Source organism: Pseudoalteromonas atlantica (assembly GCA_007988745.1).
Taxonomy (GTDB): Bacteria; Pseudomonadota; Gammaproteobacteria; order Enterobacterales; family Alteromonadaceae; genus Pseudoalteromonas; species Pseudoalteromonas atlantica.
On the sequence record BJUT01000101.1, the window covers coordinates 1 to 3,131 of the forward strand.

Here is a 3,131-nt window from a genome sequence, read left to right on the forward strand (position 1 = left end):
CAACTATCTAATGACTTGATAATGCCACAGACTTCAATTGTACCGTCAGACCCGCAAGAGCTTGCCATTAGTTTTAACTCTTTTTTGAGTGCATTCAATTCCTTCATTCGTTGATTAACTAAAGTTAGTTGCCGATCAATTAATGCATTTACACTAGAGCAACTCTCCTCTGGCTTGTTTTTTAATTCAATGAGTCGCTTAATATCATTAAGCGGAATATCTAAACTTCGACAATGCTTTACGAACTCTAGCTCTTTAAATGCCTTATTAGAATACAACCTGAAATTCCCTTCAGTGCGATCAGGATCTGACAGCAAGCCCTCCTTTTCATAATATCGGAAGGTTTGTACTGAATACCCCGATGTTTTCGATAACTCACCAATTTTCATAAAATTTCCAAATAAACTTGACCCTATAGTCACTATAGGATTTATAGTTAGAGCATACAAGTTAATCGGAGATGAAAATGAGCGATTGTGGGTGTGAAGTTGAGCTAAAAGATAACCAGCAAAAAACGGTGCTTTATTGGCTTCTGGCTATCAATGCCTCGATGTTTGTTTTTGAAATTGGCTTTGGTTGGTTATCAGAATCAACGGCTTTAATTGCAGATTCGTTAGACATGCTAGCGGATGCAATCGTCTATGCAATTGCACTATACGCGGTGGGAAAGTCAATCCAACATAAGGCTAATGCTGCTTTAGTGAGTGGCTATTTCCAACTGGGGTTAGGCGTGCTAATTCTAATGGATATTGCTAGAAGGCTGTATGGTGAAAGTGAGCCTCACTCTTGGTTTATGATTGGCGTAGGCATGGTTGCTTTAGTTGCAAATGTGATTTGTCTCATCCTTATTCGAAAGCACAACAACGATGAAGTACATATGAGAGCTAGCTGGATATTTTCAGCGAATGATGTAATTGCAAATCTTGGTGTCGTTATCGCAGGCATACTCGTTATGGTGCTGAAACAGCGTTGGCCTGATATCGTCATTGGTAGCATCATTTCAATGTTAATTCTTCGAGGCGCTTACCGAATACTAAGCGATGCTAAACAAGAATTAGCTGTTGCTGAGAAAACACGTTAAACACCAAATGAAGATAAACAATCAACCTTTGGTTGTTCAAAGTAAGGAAACATCAATGAATAGCAAATATCTAGAAAAAACCAAGATAGTAAATTTTGAACACTCTACAATTCAATCATTAATTTCTGAGCGTAATTGGCAAGAACTCGATGACTTCAACAAAATTGGTGCAGCCTACCAATTTGTTAAAGATGAAATATTATTTGGTTACAATGAGAGTGATGATATTTCAGCAAGCAGTGTTTTAGCCGATGGTTACGGACAATGCAATACCAAGGGTAACTTGCTGATGGCTTTGTTACGAGGATTAGGTATTCAATGTCGTTTTCACGGCTTTACTATTGAGCAGCGATTACAAAAAGGAGCTATTCCAACTTATGTATTTTGGTTAGCACCTAAATATATCATTCATAGTTGGATTGAAGTTTATTTCAAGGATCGTTGGATAAACTTAGAAGGCTTTATATTAGATGAACAATATTTAAGTTCACTACAGCACAAATTTAGTCAAATAAAAAACGAATTTTGTGGTTATGGTGTTGCAACAAAGTGTTTCTCTTCGCCAGATACAGATTGGCGTGGTCAAGATACCTATATACAAAAAGAAGGTATTCATGATGATTTTGGTGTTTATAATTCCCCTGATGAGTTTTATCTCGAAAAAGGAACTAACTTATCAGGAATCAAACGTTGGATGTATCAACGAGTGATCCGTCACTTTATCAATTTTAACGTAGTCAATGTAAGAAATTTAAAAGTTCTTGAGGTGGAAAATGCACAATCATAGCCATAGCCATTCGCATGGAAAAGACGACCGTATAGGTTGGACATTTTTCCTTAATGTTTCATTTACTATTATCGAATTTATTGGTGGTTGGCTAACCAACAGTACCGCTATTATGGCTGATGCTGTACATGACCTGGGTGACAGTTTATCTATAGGATTCGCTTGGATACTGAGTCGTTTCTCGGATAAAGAAGCATCCGATAGATTTAGCTATGGCTATCGTCGTCTTACCCTGTTTGGCGCATTAATTAACAGTATTGTATTAGTTATTGGTTCTGTCTGGGTGCTATTTGAAGCAATACCAAGATTATCTAATCCTGAAATGCCAATGGCTGAAGGAATGTTGGGTCTTGCATTACTTGGGGTTGCTGTTAATGGGTATGCAGTATTTAAACTAAAAGCGGGTAAAACGCTGAACGAAAAAGTACTTACGTGGCATTTGCTTGAAGACGTACTTGGCTGGGTTGCAGTCCTAATTGTTTCTATCGTGCTGCTTTTTGTAGATCTACCAATATTAGATCCTTTGCTTTCTATAGGCTTTACACTGTTTATATTGTTTAACGTTTTGAAAAACCTGAAAACAACATTGGCACTATTTCTTCAAGCTACACCTGATGAAGAAGTGCAGAATAATATTGAAAAAGCGATAAAGGCTATACCTGAAATTAATGGGATTCATCATATGCACTTTTGGTCATTAGACGGGGAAAGTCACGTATTAACTGCTCACCTAGAGTTAGCCCATAACTTTGAGGTTGATAAATTAATTAGGCTAAAACAACAAGTGGCTAAGGAACTTTCTTCTTATAATTTATCTCATACAACCATTGAGTTTGAGTTTCCTCAAGAAACTTGCCGTGACGAGCATGAAAAACATGCGCATGGCTAGTTTAGAAAACCTTTTTTTGATATTATAATTTTTCATATTTAAGTAGGTGTTTATTTTGAAATTCAATGTTGCGTTAAAAATACTATTAGTCGTTTCGATTGTTTTGCAATCGTTAACTGCTGTTGTATCCGCAACACCTGAGAATCACCAGATAGATATAGAGCACCTTCAAATTCAACATGATCATGCAGATGATCGAAATGTTTTAAATGATAATACAGATGATGAACAGCACGATGTAAAGGATTGTCATCACTGCGGACATTGCAGTGGCAGCCATTTATCTTGGATTTTAGTCAGTAATTCAAATGTCGATGGTAAGCTAAATATTATCAATAAAACTCCTTATCAAATTGATCAAACAAGTACCTTTC

The 3,131-nt window shown here is 36.7% G+C and carries 5 protein-coding genes; 4 read left to right on the plus strand and 1 reads right to left on the minus strand.

The genetic code is table 11. The annotated features are described in order from the left end of the window. A partial coding sequence (locus PAT01_RS19765; protein ID WP_154946047.1) for a Cd(II)/Pb(II)-responsive transcriptional regulator occupies positions 1-389 on the minus strand: 389 nt, incomplete at its 3' end. 77 nt (positions 390-466) lie between these two features. Here PAT01_RS19765 and PAT01_RS19770 point away from each other — a divergent pair. From PAT01_RS19770 to PAT01_RS19785, 4 genes are all read left to right on the plus strand, one after another. After that, on the plus strand, positions 467-1,081 hold the full coding sequence (locus tag PAT01_RS19770) for a cation efflux transmembrane domain-containing protein (RefSeq protein ID WP_004588888.1): 615 nt from the start codon (positions 467-469) through the stop codon (positions 1,079-1,081). A gap of 55 nt (positions 1,082-1,136) precedes the next feature. Next, positions 1,137-1,868, plus strand: a complete 732-nt coding sequence (locus PAT01_RS19775) for a transglutaminase-like domain-containing protein (protein ID WP_004588887.1) — start codon at positions 1,137-1,139, stop codon at positions 1,866-1,868. After that, entirely contained in the window at positions 1,855-2,757 is a 903-nt protein-coding gene (locus PAT01_RS19780; RefSeq protein ID WP_004588886.1) for a cation diffusion facilitator family transporter, read from the plus strand. Before PAT01_RS19775 ends, PAT01_RS19780 begins: the two co-directional genes overlap by 14 nt. A gap of 55 nt (positions 2,758-2,812) precedes the next feature. Next, positions 2,813-3,131 (plus strand): hypothetical protein (locus PAT01_RS19785; protein ID WP_154946048.1); only part of this gene is annotated, 319 nt, incomplete at its 3' end.